We start from the raw sequence: 19,020 nt of genomic DNA, 5'->3' as shown, positions 1-19,020 counted from the left end.
GTGCCCCGTGTAACGGCTTGATCCCGATATGCCAATCCGCCCGGGGCGTTCGCTCAGCAATCGCCGGTGCGGGCGCCCTCCTGAACCGCGATGATCTTAAGGTAGTGCGTGCCCTGGCCGGGGATTTCGGCAGAGCCCTCCATGCTCACCACCATCCGATACGATAGTTCGCGCTGGACGACGGAGGCATCGAACCTGGGGTTGAAGGTGGCCATGTTGCCCACGCGCTCGCAGCGACCCGCGGCGGTGATGCGCGCCCCGTTCACGTCGTAGGTTTCGAACGCGCAGTCGCCACCCGCACGCCAGTCCAGCACGTCCTGCTGCTTGTCGCGATCGGTGAACACCGGCTCGCCGCATTGGCTGGCCGACTGCTCCAGGTTGCGGATTTCGGGCGGAAGCTGTTCCGGCGGCACGATGGTGCCGTCGATGGTCAGGCTGTCGAGCTTGGTGGTCATCTGCCAGTTGCCGCGCAACGGGATGTTGTCGGGGTTGTCGGAAAAGCACGACGCCAGCAGCGGGGCGGCCAGCAACAGCAGAACGGGTGTGCGCATCGAAATCCCCCTCGAACACGGATGCAGCATGATAGCGGCGATTGGTAAAGATCGGGCAAACCGCGTTGCCAATCCGTTCCGCTGCTCCCATATCTCCGCGCATGGCCGAACTCGTAATCCGTCGCGGACTGGAGGAACCCGATACCTCCGGCGAATTCACCCCCCACAAGCCCGCGAGGCCGGAGAAATCCGACGACCAGAAACCGTTCAAGCTGGTTTCCGAATACGAACCCGCCGGTGACCAGCCAACGGCCATCGCCGAACTGGTGAAGGCAGCGAAGGACGACGAGCAGACGCAGGTGCTGCTGGGCGTGACCGGCAGCGGCAAGACCTTCACCATGGCCAAGGTGGTGGAGCAGTTGCAGCGCCCCGCCCTCGTGCTGGCCCCGAACAAGATCCTCGCCGCGCAGCTCTACGGCGAATTCAAGAGCTTCTTTCCCGAGAACGCGGTCGAGTATTTCGTATCCTATTACGATTACTACCAACCCGAAGCCTACGTCCCCCGCTCCGACACCTACATCGAGAAGGAAAGCTCGGTGAACGAGGCGATCGACCGGATGCGCCACTCGGCCACGCGCGCCCTGCTGGAGCGGGACGACGTGCTGATCGTCGCCTCGGTCTCGTGCCTCTACGGCATCGGTTCGGTCGAGACCTATTCGGCCATGGTGTTCGACATCAAGGCCGGCGAAACGGTCGACCAGCGCGAACTGATCCGCAAGCTGGTCGCCCTGCAGTACAAACGCAACGACACCGCCTTCGCGCGCGGCTGTTTCCGGGTGCGCGGCGACAACCTGGAAATCTTTCCCAGCCATCTGGAAGACACGGCCTGGCGCATCAGCTTCTTCGGCGACGAGATCGAGGACATCGCCGAGTTCGACCCGCTGACAGGCAAGAAGGGCGAGAACCTCGGCAAGGTGCGCGTCTATGCAAACTCGCACTACGTCACGCCCGGCCCGACGATGAAACAGGCGAGCGAGGCCATCAAGTTCGAGCTGCAGGAACGGCTGAAGGAACTGCACGAGGAAGGCCGTCTGCTGGAAGCCCAGCGGCTTGAACAGCGCACCAATTTCGACCTCGAGATGATCGCCGCCACCGGCAGCTGCAACGGGATCGAGAACTACTCACGCTTCCTGACCGGTCGCCTGCCCGGCGAACCGCCGCCCACGCTGTTCGAGTACCTGCCCGAGAACGCGCTGCTGTTCGTGGACGAGAGCCACCAGACCATTCCGCAGATCGGCGCGATGGCGCGCGGCGACCACCGCCGCAAGCTGACGCTGGCCGAGTACGGCTTCCGCCTGCCCAGCTGCATCGACAATCGCCCGCTGCGCTTCAACGAATGGGACGCGATGCGCCCGCAGACCGTCGCCGTTTCCGCCACGCCCGGGCCGTGGGAACTGGAAAGGACCGGCGGCGTGTTTGCCGAGCAGGTGATCCGTCCCACCGGCCTGATCGACCCGCCGGTCGAGATCAAGCCGGTCGAGGACCAGGTGCAGGATTGCATCGCCGAGGCAAAGGCCACCGCGCAGAAGGGCTATCGCACACTCGTCACCACCCTCACCAAGCGCATGGCGGAGGACCTGACCGAATTCATGCACGAGCAGGGCGTTCGCGTGCGCTACATGCACTCCGACGTGGAGACGCTGGAGCGTATCGAGCTGATCCGCGACCTGCGCCTTGGCGTGTACGACGTGCTGGTGGGCATCAACCTGCTTCGCGAGGGGCTCGACATTCCCGAATGCGGCCTCGTGGCCATCCTGGATGCCGACAAGGAAGGCTTCCTGCGGTCCGAAACCAGCCTGATCCAGACCATCGGCCGCGCCGCGCGCAACGTCGATGGCCGGGTCATCCTCTATGCCGACCGGGTGACCGGCAGCATGGAACGCGCCATGGCGGAAACCGAGCGTCGGCGCGAGAAGCAGCGCGCCTACAACGAGGAACACGGCATCACGCCGCAGACCATCCGCCGGGCCATCGCCGACATCGTGGCCCACACGGCCTCGCAGGACGGGGTGACGGTGGATACCGGCGACGAGGACGTGAACAACCTCGTCGGCCACAACCTGCGCGCCTATATCGAGGACCTGGAAAAGCGGATGCGCGACGCCGCCGCCAACCTCGAATTCGAGGAAGCAGGCCGCCTGCGCGACGAGATCCGCCGCCTGGAGAACGACGAACTCGGCCTCGGCGATGCCGAGAAGAAGGCTCCCGTCGTGGGCCGGTCCAACGAAGGCAGGCCGGGCACGCGCAAGCTGCGGTACGGCAAGACCCAGCGCAAGTTCGGGAAGAAGTAGGGCCGAGCATATCGGAACGGCGCAAGGGGCGCATCCGTTGGCGCGGGAGAAGGAGGTTTCCCTTGCGTCACTATCTCACCCCGCTCGCCGCAGTCTCCATGCTGACCCTCGCCGCCTGCTCCGGCGATGCCCCTGCCGATGGCCCCGAGGATGAAAGCACGCAGGTTGCCGCGGACCCGACCCCTTCCCCCGCCGGCGACGAAGCGGTGCGAGAGCCCGCCGGCGACATGGAGGGAGAGCCCGATGCCGAGGGCAACCGCTGGTTCTACAAGGCGGACAGCCGCATGGCGTTGTTCGGACCACCTCAAAGCGAGGGCGTCCTTGGCATCACCTGCGGCCAGTCAGCCGCCGGCAACCCGGCCGTCCGCGTGACCCGCTATACCGCCGCCGAGGAAAGCGGCACGCAAGCGCTGCAATTCATCGGCCCGGACGCCGATTTCACCATGCAGGTTTCCGCGGAGGGGATGGAGCTTGGCCCCGACTTCGTCTGGCAGGGGACCGTGCCGCTTCCGGCCACCGGCCTTCGCGACGTTTTCGCCGGGGACGAGGGGCCCATCAGCGTGCAGCTCGAATCCGGCAACGCGCTCGAGGTACCGGCATCCGAGGAAGTGGTGCGGGCGATCGACGCGTGCTCGTGACCGGCAAAGATCAGGCCTCGGAGCGCGTGATCCCCAGACTATAGCGCAAGGCCGCTTGCCTGCCGGGCGTTTTGCGGACTAGCGGTGCAGACATGCGCGCCCTCGCCATCACATTGATTTTGGCCCTCACCGCCTGCGAGCGGCAGGACGCCGCCCCGCAGAACGTGCAGCGCGTCGAACTGGATTCGACCGGATCTCGCCCCGCGCCCGCCGATCCATCGCCCGATACCTCCGCCGCGCGCTGGACGGTGTCCGACGATGGCCAGGCGATCCGTTTCGGCAACGCCGACGAGGCGTCGCTGATGTCGCTGGCCTGCGACGTCGAGGCAGAGCCGCCGCAGCTGGTGATCATCCGCCACGCCCGCGCCTATCCCGGACAAGGCGCGCTGTTCCCGGTCATCGGCAACGGGATGACCAGCCGCTTCCTGGTGGATGCCGTTCTGGCCGACGGGGAATGGCACTGGGAAGCGCGGCTGCCGGCCGACGATCCGCAGCTGGACGTCTTCGGCGGCACGCGCGACCTGATCGCGACCCTTCCCGGCCGCGGCATGCTGGAAATCGAAGGAAGCCGGATCACCGGCGAATTCGTGGAGTGGTGCCAGGCCGGCGGCACGCCGGATGCCGTCGAGAGCGACATCCCGGAGGACGAGGCCGAGGGCGAACCCGAAGCCTAGTCCGTGCCAGCGGCCAGATCGCCCAGAAGGTCCGGCGTCAGCACCTGCGGCAGCTTCTCCCCCTCGCCCCCGCCGGGATACCAAACGTAAAGCGGAACGCCCGCCGATTCCCATTCCTCCAGATACCGCGTGATTTCCGGGTCGCGCCGGGTCCAGTCGCCGCGCATGGCCACGACGCCCGCCTCCTCGAAGGCCGCCCGCGTTGCGTCGCGCTCGATGGCGACCTGTTCGTTGACCTTGCAGGTCAGGCACCAGTCGGCGGTGAACCACAGGAATACAGGCGCGCCGGAAGCGCGCGCCTCGGCCAGCGCCGCTTCGGAATAGGCGACGGGTTCCAACACGCTCTCGCTGCCGTCCGCCACCTGCTCCACCTCGCGGAAGGGGAGCGATGCGGCGAAATAGAGCGCGGCGACCACCGCGATCGCGGCCACCAGTCGGTTGCCGTTGCGCCGCGCGGTCAGGGCGACGACCGGCAGGATGGCCAGCGCTGCGGCGGCAAAGGCGAAGCTCGCTCCGCCAAGGCGCCACGAAAGCCACACGAGGGCCAGCGCCGTCAGCCCCATGGGAATGGCCAGCAGGCGGCGGAACGTCGCCATCCACGCGCCGGGCCTGGGCAATATGCGCCGCAGCGCGGGCACGAAGCCCAACAGCAGGAATGGCAGCGCAAGGCCAAGCCCCAGCGCCCCGAACAGCAGCAGCGCCTGCGCGGCGGGAAGCAGCAGCGCGGCCCCCAGCGCAGCGGCCATGAAGGGACCGGTGCAAGGCGTCGCCACCACGGCGGCCAGCAGGCCCGTAGCAAAGGCCCCGCCCTCCCCGCGCGTGCGGATGGGAAGGTTCGGGATCTCGAACAGGCCCATGAAATTGGCGGTAATCAGCGTGGCGATCACCAGCAGGCCGGCGACCACCAGCGGCTCCTGCAACTGGAAGGCCCAGCCCACCTGCGTACCGCCCGCCCGCAACGCCAGCACCAGCGCGCCCAGCGCAAGGCAGGCAAGGACGACGCCGGCGGTATAGGCCAGCCCCTCGATCCGCGCCTGCTTCTCCTCACCCCCGGCGCGCGCCAGAGTCAGCGCCTTGAGGCTGAGGATGGGGAACACGCAGGGCATCAGGTTCAGCAGCAGGCCGCCCAGCAGCGCGCCGCCCAGCAGCAGGGCCAGCGGGGTATCGACCGTGCGCGGGCCGATCCGCGTGCCGCCTGCGGGCACCTCTCCCGGTACGGCCTCGAAACGCACGCCCTCGCCCTCGTCGGCAAAGGCCAGGATACCGCGCAGTTCGCCGGGCTCGACGCGAAGGCCGCCGCGCGCGATCTCGGCGACAAGCATGTCGCCCTGGCGGTAGAAGGTCTGCGGCGCGGCATAGTCGATCACGTCCTTCTGCTCGATGAAGACGTGCGGATCGGCCAGGTCGAGGCTGGCGGGCAGCGGGATGGCGAGGCGCAGCGTGTCGGACCGAACCTCGAAGCTTCCCGGGGAGTCGATCAGCGCCGGGATCGCCGCGCGATGCTCGTCGAACTGCGCGGCAAGTTCCGGCGTCTCCTGCGGGAAGCGCAGGGTGAGCGTGGCCTGTTCCGGCACGCAGAGCCTGTCGGAACAGGCGAGCCACTGGGCATCGACCGTGATCGGCGCGATGTTGGCGACACCAGCCGATTGCGGCACCTCGATCGGCACCAGCACCGCATAGGGATCGGAGTAGGTGTGATTGATGAGGCCGAGCAGCTCCAGCTCCTCCGGCACGGGATAGAGCGGTTCGCCAGCCTCCCACCCATCCGGCAGTTGCCAGTCCAGCCGCATCCCCTCGCCCGCGTCGCCGGGATTGGCCCAGTATCCGTGCCAGCCTTCCTGGGGCCGGAAGCGCAGCGCCACGGTCAACGTTTCGCCGGGAACGGGGTCGCCCTCGGCCACCAGGTCGGCGGCGATGTAATTCTCGCGCTGCGCCGTGACCGGTGCCGCCAGCAATGCAGCCACCAGGACACATATGCCCGCGAGATACCGGAAAAGGGCCAGATAGTGTGATGGCGTGCTTGCCTGCATATCGCCGGACAACTAGTGACCGATGATATGGCGGACAAGCGCGATCTCCTCATTCTTGGCGGCGGCCTCGTAGGCATGACGCTGGCCCTCGCTGCGGCGAAAAAGGGCATGTCCAGCCACGTGGTCGACCGGGCCGACCCGGCAGACCTGACGGCGGAAGGCTTCGACGGGCGCGCGTCGGCCATTTCCACGGCCAGCTGGAACCTGTTCACCAACATCGGCCTGGCGCAGGCGCTGGAGCCGCACGGCTGCGCCATCGCCTCCATCGCGGTGACCGACGGGATGAAGCCTGGTCGCATCGATTTCCAGCCCGAGCCGCACGAGGGCACCCTGGGCCGCATGTTCCCCAATCGGCAACTGCGCCTGTCGCTGTTCGAGGCGGCGAAGGACGAGCCGCTGATCGCCTGGCATTCCAAGGCGAACGTGGTCAGCCGCGATCGCAAGGAGCACGGCGTCACCGCCACGCTGGACGATAGCATGGTGCTGGAGGCCGCGCTGCTGGTGGGTGCGGAAGGTCGCGGCTCGCCCACGCGCGAGGATGCGGGCTTCACCATGGCGCAGTGGGAATACCGCCACCGCGCGATCATCGTGGGCCTCACCCACGAAAAGCCGCACGAGAACGTGGCCTGGGAAATCTTCTATCCCGACGGACCCTTCGCCCTGCTGCCGCTGCTGGATGACGAGCAGGGGCGTCATCGTTCCGCGCTGGTCTGGACGGTCGACGAAAAGGATGCCGAAGGCGTGATGGCGCTGGGCGAGCGCGCCTTCCAGCGCGAGGTTGAGAAGCGCATGCACGGGATTTTCGGCGACATCTCGGTCGTCGGGCAGCGGTCGTCCTATCCGCTGGGATTCCAGCACACCGCGTCCATCGTCGATCACAGGCTGGCGCTGGTCGGCGATGCCGCGCACGGCATGCACCCCATCGCGGGACAGGGCCTGAACCTGGGCCTGCGCGATGTCGGGGCGCTGGTGGACGTGCTGGCCGAAGGTCGCCGTCTGGGCCTGGACCCCGGCGATGCGCAGATGCTGGCGAAATACGAGAAGTGGCGGGCGATGGATTCGCTGATGGTGATGGGCGCGACCGATACCCTCACCCGGCTGTTCGGCGTACCCGGCAAGCTGGCGAGCGCAGCGCGCCGTTTCGGCATGGCGGGTGTCCAGCGCACCCCGGCGCTGAAAAGCTGGTTCATGGACGAAGCCCGCGGGATGAGCGGCGACCTGCCCGAATTGCTGAAGGGCTAGTTCACGCCTTCGCGCCCGGGCAGCGCCGGGCTCAATTGCTGCACCTGTTCGCCTTCGCTGTCGCGCAGGCCCCGCGGATCGAGCACGGCCGCGGTCTCCAGCGTCTCGAGCGCGCGCTGGGCTGCGGCGAAGCGTTCAGCATCGGCAATCCAGCCTTCGGCGACAGGAGCGTTGGGCATGCTGCGAACTTCCTGCACGGCAGCCTCTATCCGGCCGCTTTCCAGGAACAGGCGTGCACGCTCCAGCCGTCGTTCGGCCAGGGGCGAAGGGGTGTCCTCGCGGCGTACGACGAACAGTGAGGAAAGCTCACGACCCAGGCGGGTGAATACGTCCTCGCTCTCGGGCGCGTCGTCCAGTTCAGGGGCAATCCCTTCCAGACGGGCGATCAGTCGGTCCAGCGTCACGGGTTCCTGCGCCGCGTCGATCACGGTTTCAACCGCATTGGGGCGCGCTTCACCGAACCGCAGCCGCAACTGGTCTGCCAGATATCCCAGCGGCGCCCCGCGCTCGATGGCGCGGCGGCTGGCAAAGGCAATCAGGAGCCCTTCGGCACGGGCGGCATTGCCGGCTGCGGCCTGCGACTGGAGATCCAGCCGGGTCAGGCGCTGTTCCATGGCCGCAACGCGGCTGTCGAGACCGCCCTGCTGTTCCACCACCTCCTCCACGCGCTGCACCGCCTCGCGGGCTTCCTCCGCCACGGCGCCGGCGCTTTGCGACGCACTGGGCGTGGGCTGCGGACTCTCCATGCCTTGTCCCGCAAGGGCGACCCCGTCTGTCGACGGCGCACTGGTGGTGGTGGCACTATCGTCGCTGCGTACGCTGAAGAGATCGCCAAGACCGAGACCGCCGTCGCGGGCGAACATCAGGGTCAGCGAAATTCCGAGGACGAAGGCGAGAGCGAGCGCAATCAGCGCCGAGCGCACGGAAATGCTGTGCTTCCGGGCCCCGACACGGGAAAACTGGTGGCTCTGGTCCATATAGTCCTTCGGGCGGCCCGTCGCAGGCTTCGCTCGGCCTGTCCTATGGGCTTGTCAGATTAATGGCACATGTCGCGCGCCAACGCCAATAAGGCACTATCGCTAGGTTGTGGAGCAGATTCCACCGAGGCCCAACCGCTGCCGGCGGCATCGGCCACCCGCTGGCCGATACAGGCGAGGTGGATGGCGCCGCGATCGAGGCCCGTGCGATCGATCTCTGCCGCGAAATGCCGCGCGGCGGCGGCGCTGTGCAGCAGGATGCACGATTTGCCCGTTCGCAGTCCAACCTGCGAACTGCCGGTGATCGGCAGGGGGCGCACCTCGTATACGTCGCGCTCCGCCACCGTGTGGATGCCGGGCTTCAGCGCAACCTTTTCCACTCCGCCCAGCCGCAGGTACCGGGTCGGCGTGTCGTTGGCATCCAGCACGGCTTGCAAGCCGCCCTCGCCCACCCGTTCGACGGTGAAACCCGCCTCGCGCGCAGCCTCGGCCGTGGCTTCGCCCACCGCGTGCACCGGCAGGCTCTGGTATCGTTCCAGCGCGGCGCCGCCGTGGCGCACGGCATTGGCGCTGCCCAGCAGCAGGGCGTCGAAACCGTCCGCATCGGGCGCGTCCCACCGGCGCGGCATGACTTCGAACAGGGGCAGTCCGATTGCCGCCAGCCCCATGTCCCGCGCGCCCTGCAGGGTGGATTGCAATCCGGGTTCGGGCCGGATGACGAAGATCATCGCGCGCCCTTCATTGCGGCCCGGCGAACACGGCGGCGATGCCGGAACCCGCGCGCTTCAGCAGATCGGCGGCCAGCTCGGCGGGAGCGTGCATGTCTCCCGCGGCGAATTCCGCCTCGCCTTCCACCCGCTCCTGCCCGGCGGGGCTGAATATGGCCGCCCGCATCGAAAGCCGCCCGTCGGCAAAGGTGCAGCGCACCGCCACGGGCGAATGGCAGCTGCCTCCCAGCGCCAGCAGCAGGGCGCGTTCGGCCATGACTTCGGCATGGCTGGGCGCGTGGTCCAGAGGATCCAGCAAGGCGCGGACACGCTCATCGTCCGTCCGGCATTCCACCGCGATGGCACCCTGCGCGGGGGCAGGCAGCCATTCTTCGGGATCGAGCACGGTGCCCACGTCGTCCTGTCCCAGCCGCGATAGGCCCGCGGCGGCGAGGAAGGTGGCGTCGGCTTCTCCCGCTTCCAGCTTGGCAAGCCGCGTGGCGACATTGCCGCGGAAGGTCACGACACTGCAGTCCGGCCGCACGTGGAGCGCCTGCGCCGCGCGGCGCGGGGCGCTGGTGCCGATCACCGCGCCTGTCGGCAGGTCGGCCAGGCTCTTCGCACCGATCAGCCGGTCGCGCTTGTCGGCACGCGGCAGAATGGCGGCCAGGGTGAAGGCGGCGGGGCGGATAGTCTCGACATCCTTCAGCGAATGCACCGCTGCGTCGATGTGGCCATCAGCCAGCCAGACATCGAGTTCCTTCGTCCACAGCGCCTTGCCGCCGATTTCGGCCAGAGGGCGATCCTGCACCTTGTCGCCGCTCGCCTCGACGAGGACGAGTTCGACGGCATTTGCGTCCCAGCCGTGCGCCGCGCACAGCCGCGCGCGGGTCTCTTCCGCCTGTGCGAGTGCCAGCGGCGATCGCCTGGTTCCGAGCTTGAGTAGGGGTTGCTGGGTCATGCGTCTGCTTGCCCTAGCGGCGTGAAAGTCTAAGGGGAAGCGGGATGACTGTGGTTCTGGGGATCGAAAGCAGCTGCGACGAGACGGCAGCGGCGCTGGTGACGGACGGACGCGCCATTCTTGCACAGGCCGTGGCCGGGCAGGAGGCGGAGCATTCGCCCTATGGCGGCGTCGTGCCCGAAATCGCTGCGCGTGCCCACGCCGAACGGCTTGCCCCGCTGGTGGAAAAGGTGCTTGCCGAAGGCGGCGTGACGCTGGCCGAATGCGATGCGATTGCAGCCACCGCCGGGCCAGGCCTGATCGGCGGCGTGATGGTTGGCCTTGTCACCGCCAAGGCCCTGGCAATGGCCAGCGACACACCGCTGATGGCGATCAACCACCTTGAGGGCCACGCACTGTCGCCGCGCCTTGCCGACGCGAGCCTGGAATTTCCCTACGCGCTGCTGCTGGTGAGCGGCGGACACTGCCAGATCCTGCGGGTCGAGGGCGTGGGCCGGTATCGGCGCCTTGCCACCACCATCGACGATGCACTGGGAGAGGCCTTCGACAAGACCGCCAAGATCCTGGGCCTGGGCTATCCCGGCGGTCCGGCGGTGGAGAGGCTGGCGCGCGAAGGCGATCCGCAGGCCGTTCCCCTGCCCCGCCCGCTCGTGCACAGCAAGGAGCCGCACTTCAGCTTCGCCGGTCTCAAGAGCGCCGTCCTGCGCGCGCACGACGCTGGCGAACATTCCGACGCGGACATTGCCGCCAGCTTCCAGCAGGCCGCGCTCGACTGCATCCTCGAGCGCACGCGCCGGGCGCTGCGCTCGATGGAGCCTGTCAGCGCGCTGGTGGTGGCGGGCGGCGTCGCGGCGAACCAGACGATCCGCACCGGGCTGGAAGGTCTGGCAGGCGAATTCGCTCTGCCGTTCACCGCTCCGCCACTGCAGCTCTGTACCGATAACGCCGCGATGATCGCCTGGGCGGGCGTGGAGCGCATGGCGGCGGGCTTCGGGTCCGATCCGCTGGACCTGAAGGCGCGGCCGCGCTGGCCGCTCGATCCCGACGCAGAGCCCGCACGCGGCGCAGGAGTGAAGGCATGAAACAGGTTGGCGTTGTTGGAGCAGGCGCCTGGGGAACGGCGCTGGCGCAGATGCTGGCATCCGACGGTCGCGACGTGATGCTCTGGGCGCTTGAAGATGGCCTCGCCGATGCCATCAACACCACACACCGCAACGAGCTGTTCCTGCCGTCCGCCGACCTTTCCCCTTCCGTGCGCGCGACCGGCGACCTCGCCGATATGGCGGCCTGCGACATCCTGCTGATGGTGACCCCGGCACAGCACCTGGGCAACGTGCTGGGTCAGATGACCCGCTTTCCGCGCGACATCGTGCTGTGTTCCAAGGGTATCGAGCAGAGCACCGGCCGCATGATGAACGACGTCGCGCAAGAAGCCGCTCCCGAGGCCGACATCGCCGTGCTGTCCGGCCCCACCTTCGCGCACGAGGTTGCCGCCGGTCTGCCCGCCGCCGTCACCCTGGCCTGTGGCGGGGCCGATGCCCAGTGGGACCGGCTTGCCCCGGAGATCGCCCGCCCCAACTTCCGGCCCTATTACTCCGAGGACGTTATCGGAGCGGAGATCGGCGGAGCGGTGAAGAACGTGCTCGCCATCGCCTGCGGCGTGGTGGACGGGCTTGGCCTTGGCCAGAATGCCCGCAACGCGCTGATCACCAGGGGCTTTGCCGAGATGCTGCGCTTCGGCGTGGCGCTGGGTGGCCGGGCCGAGACGCTGAACGGCCTGTGCGGCCTGGGCGACCTGGTGCTCACCTGCTCGTCCACCTCCAGCCGCAATTTTTCCCTCGGCAAGGCGCTGGGCGAAGGGATGAGCGCGGCCGAGGCGCTGTCGGACAAGCGCACGGTCGCCGAAGGAGCGCACACCGCGCCGGTGCTGTGCGATCTGGCAGCCAGACACGGCGTTTCCATGCCGATCACCGATGCCGTCAACGCGCTGCTGGGCGGCAAGCCCGCGCGCGATGTCGTGCAGGCCCTGCTCGCCCGTCCGCTGAAGGCCGAGGGACATAGCGCTTGAGCCGCCCGAATACGACCGACGAGGAAGCCAGCAAGCCCGGCGGCGATATCGCCGCGCTGGCCAAGGGAGGACGGACCAATTTCTTCGGCTTCGTGCTGCGCCTGTTGGCGCGGCTGCCGTTCCTCTTCATCGCCGGCCAGCTTTACGGGGCCGAAGCGCTGGGGGTCTATGCCTATGCCCTGCTGGTGGTGGAACTGACCGCGCTGGTCTGCTCCATCGGCGAAAAACGCGGCCTCGCCCAGCGTCTGCGCGAAGGGGACGCAGATGAAACCGGCCTGATCGCCGATTCCATGCTGGTGGCACTGGTCTTCTCGGGACTGGCGGCAGCCGTCTACTTCGCCTTCCCCGCGCCGCTGTTTCCCAACGGCATGTCGAGCGAACTCGACCGCTGGATCGTGCTGGCAATACCCGGCTATGCCCTGACCGAGATCGTGCTGGCCGCGCAGGCCTACAAGTACGATATCGGCACCACCGTGCGGGCGCGCGCCGTGGTGGAGCCGTGGACGATATCCATTCTCGCCGGGGCGTTCTGGTTCGTGCCCACGATCGGCGATGGCGGCCTGATCCTGGCCTACATCGCCTCCATCTTCGCCGGACTGGTGACGGCGCTGGTGCCCTTCTTCCGAACCTACGGTCTGCCACGCGGATGGTCGCCCCGCCCATCCCGCATCGGCCCGATGGTGGCGCGCGCCCTGCCGCTGGCGGTGACGGATGCCATCGAATGGGGCACCCGCCGCGTCGACCTGCTGATCCTGGGCCTGTTCGCAGGGCCGGTGGCGCTGGGCATCTACTGGATGGCGCAGCAGGTCGCCAGCCTGCCGCAGAAGCTGAAGACCAGTTTCGAGCCGATCCTTGGCCCGGTCATCACTGCCAAGCTGAAGGTGAAGGACTACGCCGCCATCGCCCGGCAGGTGTGCCAGGTCGGCTTCTGGATCGTCGCCGCGCAGGCGGGCATCGCGCTGGCCCTTGGCATTCCGGGCGAGGCGCTGATGGGCCTGATGGGGGACGACGGCGAATTCGTGCCGGGCACGGCCGCGCTGGCATTCCTGCTGGCGGCGGAAGTGGTTGCAGCGACGGCCGTCGTGTCAGAGGCGGCACTGATCTACGTCGCCCGCGTGCGCAATCTCTGGGTCTCCATCGGCACCATCGGCTTGCAGGCGCTGCTGACCGTGGGCGCCATGCTGGTGATCGACTCGATGGATTTCGCCGATCCGCAGCGCGCCGATTTCTGGCGCGCGGCCGCGGCGGCGGGATCACTGATGGTGGCGCTGGGCGTGGCCTCGGTCGTGAAGGCGATGATGCTGAGCCGAATTCTGGGCCACTCGATCAACAACTGGCGCTGGGCGCTGGTATGGGCCGCCGCCGCTGCCGTGCTGGTCGGCCAGGTGGCCATCCTGCTGCCAGAGTGGGCCGAACTGGCGCTGGGCATTCCCGCGATCATCGGCGTGTACGGCTACATCATCTGGACGCGCGGCTTCGGGCCTGAGGACCGCGTGCTGTTCAGCCGTACGCCCAAAGCCGCAAGGGAAGCTGAAGGGCCGCCACACCCGCCTCCGCTGTAGGCCCCGCAGACCATCTGGAATCGAGAATTTGACCGGCGGGCGCAAATAAGGCAGACCCGCCTTAATTTCGCCACAATTCAGCCACGATTAATGTTGTAACATCACCTTAATCTCATCGATCTGACCCGGATCGGTGAACAGAAGGGGAGATGTTATGACTAACAAGGCCCGACTTACCGGCATGACCGGCGCGGTATCCGCCACTGCCATGCTGCTTACCCTCGTCGCCTGCGCGCAGAACGAGGGGACCACCCAGGCCGAGAGCGTGACCACCGTCGACGTGCAGGAACCGCCGCAGAACCAGTTCGGATTCCACGAGGCGACCGCCGACGCCGAATACGCCATGGCCCCGCCCCCGCCCGTCGCCATGCGATACATGCCGCAGGCCAATACCGAACGCTACGATGGCGAGGCGGTCGGCGCGGTGAAGCTGGTGGCAGCGGAACCGGTCTCCACCTTCTCGGTCGATGTCGATACCGGGGCCTATGCCAATGTCCGCCGGTTCCTTTCCCAGGGCCAGATGCCGCCGCAGGCCGCCGTCCGCACCGAGGAACTGATCAACTACTTCCGCTACGACTATCCCGTGCCGGAAAACCGCAGCCAACCGTTTTCAGTTACCACCGACGTGGCCATCACGCCGTGGAACCCCGATACCCGCATCCTGCGCGTGGGGCTGCGCGGTTACGACCTGCCGCGCGCACAGCGCCCGGCAGCCAATCTTGTATTCCTGCTCGATGTTTCCGGCAGCATGGCCGAGCCGGACAAGCTCCCGCTGGTCAAGACCGCCATGCGCCAGCTCGCCGGCGAACTGGGGAGGCAGGAGAGGGTTTCCATCGTCGTCTACGCCGGGGCCACCGGCGTGGTGCTGGAGCCGACCAACGACGAACGCGCCATCCGCAGGGCGCTCAACCGGCTGGAAGCGGGCGGTTCCACCGCCGGCGCGGCAGGCCTGCGCCTCGCCTACGACATGGCGCGCAAGAGCTTCATCGAAGGCGGCGTGAACCGCGTCATCCTGGCGACCGACGGCGACTTCAACGTCGGCATTTCGGACCGCGACCAGCTTGTCGCCATGATCGAGGACCAGCGCGACAGCGGCATCACGCTGACCACGCTGGGCTTCGGCCAGGGCAACTACAACGAAGCGATGATGGAGCAGATTGCCAACCACGGAAACGGCAACTACGCCTACATCGACAGCGCGATGGAAGCGCGAAAGGTGCTGTCCGAGGAAATGGAATCGACGCTGTTCACGATCGCCCACGACGTGAAGATACAGGTGGAGTTCAATCCGGCCCACGTCTCGCAATACAGGCTGATCGGCTACGAGAACCGCATCCTTGCCGAGGAGGATTTCAACAACGACACGGTGGATGCAGGCGACATCGGCGCAGGGCACCAGGTTACCGCTTTGTATGAAATCGTGCCCGCTGGCGCAGACGGCTGGATCGATCCGCGTCGCTACGCAGGCAACCGGGCGACCGCGCCACGCGAAGGTTCATCGGGCAGCGAGGTCGCCTTCGTGCAGCTGCGCTACAAGCTGCCGGGGCAGGACCGTTCGCGCCTCATCCAGCGGCCCGTGTCCGCTCGCATGTTGGCCAGTGCCGGGCCGGCGCGCGGCGACATGGCCTTCGTCGCTGCGGTGGCTGCCTACGGCCAGGGCCTGCGCGGCGACAGCTTGCTGAACGGTTTCGGCTACGGCGACGCCGCGGCCCTTGCCGGCCGGCAGCGGGGATACTGGCGGGAGGAGTTCCTGCAACTGGCCGGACTTGCGGAAACACTCGACGCGCGTTGAACCTGCGCGCTAAGACGCGCGCATGGATTTCCTTCGCAAACCGCAAGTTGCCCTGGCAGCAGGAGTGCTGGCCTGTATCGCCCTGGCCTACTTCGTCGGCGGGGCCAGCGCACCCGGCATTGCCCAGCGCCTGGCCGCCACCGCCCCCGCCGCCATCGAGCAGGCAGGCGGCGGCGGCCAGGTTGAGGCGCAGTTCCGCTCTCCCAACGGTGCCCCCAGCCGTCATCCCGTGCTGGTCGGCGCGGAATCGCTGGACGAGACGACCCGCGCGCGCATCGCCCGCGCCGTCGCCTCGCTGCCGGGCGTCGGCGGCATCCGCTGGGCCGATGGCGACCTCATGGTGGAACAGCACTACAGCCCGCTGCATTGCCAGGAGGACGTGCAGGCCCTGCTGCGCGCCCGCACCATCCGGTTCGAGGAAGGCTCCGCCCGCATCGACGTGGCCAGCCGTTCGCTGGTCGACGAGGTGGCATCCGCGCTTCGTCCCTGCCTGGGCGCGGTGATCCAGATCAGCGGGCACACCGATCGCTCGGGATCGGAAGAGACCAATGTCGCACTCTCCACGGAGCGTGCGCAGGCCGTGCGCCAGGCGCTTGTTCAACGGGGCATTCCCGGCGACAGGCTGCGGGTCGCTGGCGAAGGATCCTCGCACCCGGTCGAGGGGCTGGATCCAACCGATCCGGCGAACAGGCGCATCGAGTTCTCGGTCATTTCGGTGGAACCGCTGCTGCCCACACCCGTCGATACGCCCGGACCCCGCTGAATTCTCGCAGGGGCATTTGCCCGAATCGCGCAACCTGCTGCAAAGGGTCTCGCGCAAGGACACACGCAAGGAGTCGCAATGCCGATCTGGATGGAAGTGCTCGTACTGATGCTGGTCGCCTATGCGATCGGGCTGGGTATGGGTTGGGCCATCTGGGGCCGCGACGCATGATTTTTCGGAGAACTGGACATGGTTGAACTGTTGCAGGCGAACTGGATCCTCGTGGTCGCCGCGCTGGTGATCGGGCTGCTGGTCGCCTGGTGGATCTTCGTCGCCTCGCGCCGCACCAAGGTACAGCTTGAAGACCGCGACGAGGCGGCCGGCACCGCCGCAAAACGCAACCAGGCGCTGATCGATTCTCCGCCGTCCGCTTCACGGGACGCGGCCCCGCCTGCCGAGGCCGATCCGCAGGACAGGGAGGCCGCGCGGACCGCCGCCTCGCCCGGTCCGGTCTCGGCCGCTGCCAACGCCGATACCACCGCCGCAGCGCCGCTGGGCACCGATGCCGAAACCGGCGATGGCAAGCCGCTGCGCGAAGCGATGAAGGAAGCGCCGTCCGAGCGCGCCGAGACCCCGGCACCGGCGGCAACGCCGGGGCCTGCGCCCCAGTCCGGCGAAGACGACCTGCGCCGCATCAAGGGGGTAGGCCCCAAGCTGGTGACGATGCTGCACGATGAAGGCATCACCTCCTTCGCCCAGATCGCCAGCTGGAGCGAGGCCGACATCGACCGGATCGATGCCCGCCTTGGCCGGTTCCAGGGGCGTATCCGCCGCGACAACTGGGTGGAGCAGGCCACCCTGCTGCAAGGGGGGGACACGGCCGCCTACGAGGCGCGGTTCGGGCGCACGTCCTGAAACGGACCGTGCCATCGGGGAACCCAACCCGGATTTTGCGCGTATAAGGCTATTGCACGAAACCGAAACCGACGTCCGAGGATGAGTTATGGCAAGCCAGGCAAGAGCCCCGAAGGATCAGCCCACCGTACTGGTGGTCGAGGACGAGGTCATCATTGCGCTCGACCTGTCGGAGACCGTGCGCGACATGGGATACCGTGTCGAAGGCCCCTATGCCAACAACAGTCACGCCATGATCGCGATCGACCAGGAACTCCCCGATTTCGCCATTCTGGACGTGATGACGGCGGATGGAGAGGTTTTTCCCCTGGCCGACGCCCTGACCGACGCTGGCGTGCCGATCATCTTTCATTCCGGTCATTTCACGAGCCGCGAGATCGCGGAACGCTATCCTGACGCCCAGGCCGCCGAAAAACCGTGCCCGCCCAGCGAGCTTATCGCCATGATGAGCAAGGCGAAGAACAAGGCTCACTAGGGCCGCAGTTCCGCCGGGCTCCCTTCTCCTTGCCGCGCCGGGCGTGAATGCCTAGGGCGGTTTCAAAGGAGACTAATCGCAATGGCCGACATGGTGCCCTTCGACTGGGCAGATCCGTTCAATCTCGACGATCAGCTTACTGAAGACGAACGCATGGTGCGCGACGCGGCGCATTCCTTCGCGCAAGGCGTGCTGCAACCGCGCGTTATAGAAGATTTCGCCAACGAGGCAGACGCCAGCGAGCTGTTCCCGATGATGGGAGAGGCCGGCATGCTGGGCGTCACGATACCCGAGGAATTGGGCGGCTCCGGCGCGAGCTACGTCGCCTATGGCCTGGTCGCCCGCGAGATAGAGCGGGTGGACAGCGGATACCGTTCGATGGCCAGCGTGCAGTCCTCGCTCGTGATGTATCCCATCCACGCCTACGGCTCCGAGGAACATCATGCGAAGTACCTGCCCGGCCTCGCGTCCGGCGAACTGATCGGCTGCTTCGGACTGACCGAGCCCGACGCCGGCTCCGACCCTGGCGGCATGCGCACCTATGCGAAGAAGGATGGCGACGGCTACTCGCTGTCGGGCGCCAAGACCTGGATTTCCAACTCGCCCTTCGCCGACGTCTTCGTGGTCTGGGCCAAGTCCGAAGCGCATGGAGACAAGGTGCGCGGCTTCGTTCTCGAAAAGGGCATGAAGGGACTGGAAGCACCCAAGATCGGCGGCAAGCTGAGCCTGCGCGCCAGCACCACAGGCATGATCCAGATGGACGAGGTAAAGCTGCCCGCAGACGCGCTGTTGCCGAACGTCGAGGGCATGAAAGGCCCGTTCGGCTGCCTCAACCGTGCGCGTTACGGCATTTCCTGGGGCAGCATGGGGGCTGCGCAGTTCTGCTACGATGCCGCGCGCCAGTACGGCCTCGACCGCAAGCAGTTCGGCGTGCCGCTGGCGTCGAAGCAGCTCTATCAGCTGAAGCTGGCCGACATGGCGAGCGAGATCGCGCTGGGCCTCCAGGCATCGCTGAGGGTCGGGCGCTTGATGGACGAGGGGCGTTTTGCGCCGGAAATGATCTCGATCGTGAAGCGGAACAATGTCGGCAAGGCGCTCGACATCGCCCGGAAAGCAAGGGACATGCACGGCGGAAACGGCATTTCCGAGGAATATCAGGTGTTTCGTCACATGGTGAACCTCGAGACGGTGAATACCTACGAGGGAACCCACGACGTGCACGCCCTGATACTGGGACGCGCGATTACCGGCCTGTCGGCTTTCTGACACGCCTTGCCCCTCGCGCTACGGACTTTCGGCGGTGTTTTATGTGGTTTTTGCGCAACAGTTGTTCGCGAACGACCGGATTTGTTCCCTGCAATGGAACTATGGTGTAGAACCGAGATTGACCAAGGGATGCGGGGGGACGTCTCCCCGTAGGTCGTAATGAGGACG

17 protein-coding genes are annotated in these 19,020 nt (G+C 67.2%); 12 read left to right on the top strand and 5 right to left on the bottom strand.

The annotated features are described in order from the left end of the window. Positions 1 to 53 precede the first annotated feature (53 nt). Positions 54 to 551 carry a DUF3617 domain-containing protein gene (locus tag AAA989_RS11550; protein WP_338243708.1) on the bottom strand — a complete coding sequence of 166 codons (498 nt, stop codon included), beginning with the start codon at positions 549 to 551 and terminating at the stop codon, positions 54 to 56. Positions 552 to 652: 101 nt separating this feature from the next. Between AAA989_RS11550 and uvrB the strand changes: the two genes are divergently transcribed. From uvrB to AAA989_RS11535, 3 genes are all read left to right on the top strand, one after another. Continuing rightward, a complete protein-coding gene (uvrB, locus tag AAA989_RS11545; RefSeq protein WP_338243706.1) occupies positions 653 to 2,842 on the top strand; it encodes an excinuclease ABC subunit UvrB in 2,190 nt (729 codons plus the stop codon). Positions 2,843 to 2,904: 62 nt separating this feature from the next. Continuing rightward, on the top strand, positions 2,905 to 3,480 hold the full coding sequence (locus AAA989_RS11540) for a hypothetical protein (protein WP_338243704.1): 576 nt from the start codon (positions 2,905 to 2,907) through the stop codon (positions 3,478 to 3,480). A 92-nt stretch (positions 3,481 to 3,572) separates the two neighbouring features. Then, on the top strand, positions 3,573 to 4,154 hold the full coding sequence (locus AAA989_RS11535) for a hypothetical protein (protein WP_338243703.1): 582 nt from the start codon (positions 3,573 to 3,575) through the stop codon (positions 4,152 to 4,154). Here AAA989_RS11535 and AAA989_RS11530 read toward each other — a convergent pair. After that, positions 4,151 to 6,118 carry a protein-disulfide reductase DsbD family protein gene (locus AAA989_RS11530; protein ID WP_338243701.1) on the bottom strand — a complete coding sequence of 656 codons (1,968 nt, stop codon included), beginning with the start codon at positions 6,116 to 6,118 and terminating at the stop codon, positions 4,151 to 4,153. The genes AAA989_RS11535 and AAA989_RS11530 overlap by 4 nt on opposite strands. A 93-nt stretch (positions 6,119 to 6,211) precedes the next feature. Between AAA989_RS11530 and AAA989_RS11525 the strand changes: the two genes are divergently transcribed. Continuing rightward, positions 6,212 to 7,426 (top strand): FAD-dependent monooxygenase, encoded by a 1,215-nt coding sequence (locus tag AAA989_RS11525; RefSeq protein WP_338243699.1) that lies wholly within the window; start codon positions 6,212 to 6,214, stop codon positions 7,424 to 7,426. Here AAA989_RS11525 and AAA989_RS11520 read toward each other — a convergent pair. Genes AAA989_RS11520 through hemC form a run of 3 tightly spaced genes read right to left on the bottom strand, consistent with a single transcriptional unit; the run spans position 7,423 to position 10,071 of the window. Then, positions 7,423 to 8,403, bottom strand: a complete 981-nt coding sequence (locus AAA989_RS11520) for a hypothetical protein (RefSeq protein ID WP_338243697.1) — start codon at positions 8,401 to 8,403, stop codon at positions 7,423 to 7,425. The genes AAA989_RS11525 and AAA989_RS11520 overlap by 4 nt on opposite strands. Before the next feature lie 59 nt (positions 8,404 to 8,462). Continuing rightward, positions 8,463 to 9,131: a uroporphyrinogen-III synthase gene (locus AAA989_RS11515; protein WP_338243695.1), complete on the bottom strand. Its 669-nt coding sequence runs from the start codon at positions 9,129 to 9,131 to the stop codon at positions 8,463 to 8,465. Between the two features lie 10 nt (positions 9,132 to 9,141). After that, positions 9,142 to 10,071 (bottom strand): hydroxymethylbilane synthase, encoded by a 930-nt coding sequence (gene hemC / locus AAA989_RS11510; protein ID WP_338243693.1) that lies wholly within the window; start codon positions 10,069 to 10,071, stop codon positions 9,142 to 9,144. Positions 10,072 to 10,115: 44 nt separating this feature from the next. Between hemC and tsaD the strand changes: the two genes are divergently transcribed. The 8 genes from tsaD to AAA989_RS11470 all read left to right on the top strand — a co-directional run bounded on the left by tsaD (position 10,116) and on the right by AAA989_RS11470 (position 18,852). After that, positions 10,116 to 11,153 carry a tRNA (adenosine(37)-N6)-threonylcarbamoyltransferase complex transferase subunit TsaD gene (gene tsaD / locus AAA989_RS11505; RefSeq protein ID WP_338243691.1) on the top strand — a complete coding sequence of 346 codons (1,038 nt, stop codon included), beginning with the start codon at positions 10,116 to 10,118 and terminating at the stop codon, positions 11,151 to 11,153. After that, positions 11,150 to 12,139, top strand: a complete 990-nt coding sequence (locus tag AAA989_RS11500) for an NAD(P)H-dependent glycerol-3-phosphate dehydrogenase (protein ID WP_338243689.1) — start codon at positions 11,150 to 11,152, stop codon at positions 12,137 to 12,139. The genes tsaD and AAA989_RS11500 overlap by 4 nt, the downstream gene beginning before the upstream one ends. After that, positions 12,136 to 13,701 (top strand): lipopolysaccharide biosynthesis protein, encoded by a 1,566-nt coding sequence (locus tag AAA989_RS11495; RefSeq protein ID WP_338243687.1) that lies wholly within the window; start codon positions 12,136 to 12,138, stop codon positions 13,699 to 13,701. Before AAA989_RS11500 ends, AAA989_RS11495 begins: the two co-directional genes overlap by 4 nt. Before the next feature lie 154 nt (positions 13,702 to 13,855). Further along, positions 13,856 to 15,493, top strand: coding sequence for a vWA domain-containing protein (locus AAA989_RS11490; protein ID WP_338243685.1), 1,638 nt, complete (start codon positions 13,856 to 13,858; stop codon positions 15,491 to 15,493). A 22-nt stretch (positions 15,494 to 15,515) separates the two neighbouring features. Beyond that, positions 15,516 to 16,256, top strand: a complete 741-nt coding sequence (locus tag AAA989_RS11485) for an OmpA family protein (RefSeq protein ID WP_338243683.1) — start codon at positions 15,516 to 15,518, stop codon at positions 16,254 to 16,256. Positions 16,257 to 16,445: 189 nt separating this feature from the next. After that, positions 16,446 to 17,111, top strand: a complete 666-nt coding sequence (locus tag AAA989_RS11480) for a helix-hairpin-helix domain-containing protein (RefSeq protein WP_338243681.1) — start codon at positions 16,446 to 16,448, stop codon at positions 17,109 to 17,111. An 88-nt stretch (positions 17,112 to 17,199) separates the two neighbouring features. Then, positions 17,200 to 17,586, top strand: coding sequence for a response regulator (locus tag AAA989_RS11475; protein ID WP_338243678.1), 387 nt, complete (start codon positions 17,200 to 17,202; stop codon positions 17,584 to 17,586). 81 nt (positions 17,587 to 17,667) lie between these two features. After that, complete coding sequence (locus AAA989_RS11470; RefSeq protein ID WP_338243676.1) at positions 17,668 to 18,852, top strand: acyl-CoA dehydrogenase; 1,185 nt, start codon at positions 17,668 to 17,670, stop codon at positions 18,850 to 18,852. Positions 18,853 to 19,020: the final 168 nt, after the last annotated feature.

It is taken from the genome of Aurantiacibacter hainanensis (assembly GCF_036321025.1).
GTDB classification, from domain to species: domain Bacteria; phylum Pseudomonadota; class Alphaproteobacteria; order Sphingomonadales; family Sphingomonadaceae; genus Alteraurantiacibacter; species Alteraurantiacibacter hainanensis.
The sequence above is the reverse complement of the archived record's forward strand: the minus strand, read 5'-3'. Positions and strand labels throughout refer to the sequence as shown.

Excerpts from the sequence above, each read along its gene's own strand:
- AAA989_RS11550 (WP_338243708.1), bottom strand. The coding sequence starts at position 551 with ATGCGCACACCCGTTCTGCTGTTGCTGGCCGCCCCGCTGCTGGCGTCG.
- AAA989_RS11520 (WP_338243697.1), bottom strand. The coding sequence starts at position 8,403 with ATGGACCAGAGCCACCAGTTTTCCCGTGTCGGGGCCCGGAAGCACAGC.
- tsaD (WP_338243691.1), top strand. The coding sequence starts at position 10,116 with ATGACTGTGGTTCTGGGGATCGAAAGCAGCTGCGACGAGACGGCAGCG.
- AAA989_RS11515 (WP_338243695.1), bottom strand. The coding sequence starts at position 9,131 with ATGATCTTCGTCATCCGGCCCGAACCCGGATTGCAATCCACCCTGCAG.
- AAA989_RS11480 (WP_338243681.1), top strand. The coding sequence starts at position 16,446 with ATGGTTGAACTGTTGCAGGCGAACTGGATCCTCGTGGTCGCCGCGCTG.
- hemC (WP_338243693.1), bottom strand. The coding sequence starts at position 10,071 with ATGACCCAGCAACCCCTACTCAAGCTCGGAACCAGGCGATCGCCGCTG.
- AAA989_RS11470 (WP_338243676.1), top strand. The coding sequence starts at position 17,668 with ATGGCCGACATGGTGCCCTTCGACTGGGCAGATCCGTTCAATCTCGAC.
- AAA989_RS11475 (WP_338243678.1), top strand. The coding sequence starts at position 17,200 with ATGGCAAGCCAGGCAAGAGCCCCGAAGGATCAGCCCACCGTACTGGTG.
- AAA989_RS11500 (WP_338243689.1), top strand. The coding sequence starts at position 11,150 with ATGAAACAGGTTGGCGTTGTTGGAGCAGGCGCCTGGGGAACGGCGCTG.
- AAA989_RS11490 (WP_338243685.1), top strand. The coding sequence starts at position 13,856 with ATGACTAACAAGGCCCGACTTACCGGCATGACCGGCGCGGTATCCGCC.
- AAA989_RS11525 (WP_338243699.1), top strand. The coding sequence starts at position 6,212 with ATGGCGGACAAGCGCGATCTCCTCATTCTTGGCGGCGGCCTCGTAGGC.
- uvrB (WP_338243706.1), top strand. The coding sequence starts at position 653 with ATGGCCGAACTCGTAATCCGTCGCGGACTGGAGGAACCCGATACCTCC.
- AAA989_RS11535 (WP_338243703.1), top strand. The coding sequence starts at position 3,573 with ATGCGCGCCCTCGCCATCACATTGATTTTGGCCCTCACCGCCTGCGAG.
- AAA989_RS11485 (WP_338243683.1), top strand. The coding sequence starts at position 15,516 with ATGGATTTCCTTCGCAAACCGCAAGTTGCCCTGGCAGCAGGAGTGCTG.